The 339-nt window shown below is 60.2% G+C and carries 1 protein-coding gene; it reads right to left on the bottom strand.

Annotated elements, in window-relative coordinates; genetic code table 11:
- Positions 1 to 339 (bottom strand): immunoglobulin-like domain-containing protein (locus SB756_RS28740; protein ID WP_410912913.1); only part of this gene is annotated, 339 nt, incomplete at both ends.

Here is a 339-nt window from a genome sequence, read left to right as displayed (position 1 = left end):
GTCGGTGGCGGTGCCGCTGTATTTGAGCGTCACGGTCACATCGGTTTGCGCCGGGTTGCTCAGGGTCAGGGTGTAGTGCGCGGTTGCGCCTTCGGTCACCGATGTGTCGCCAGTGATGCTGATGGTGGTGTTGTTGACCACGTCGGTGACTTTGGTGACTACGGTGCTGCCGTCGACGATCAGGTGTTCGTACTTGTCACCGCCGCTGACCACGCCGGTGATCTTGTTGCTGACATCGTTGGCGCCCACGTACGCATCGTTAGGCGCGGTGGCGGTAGTGACGCCGCTGGACTTGCCATTACCGATAGTGATGGTCGAACCGTTATCCAGCTTCACCAC

The sequence above is a fragment of the Pseudomonas sp. SIMBA_068 genome, assembly GCF_046534705.1.
In the GTDB taxonomy this organism is placed as follows: Bacteria; Pseudomonadota; Gammaproteobacteria; order Pseudomonadales; family Pseudomonadaceae; genus Aquipseudomonas; species Aquipseudomonas putida.
Note: the sequence above shows the minus strand (reverse complement) of the source record. Positions and strands in the feature narration are given on the sequence as shown.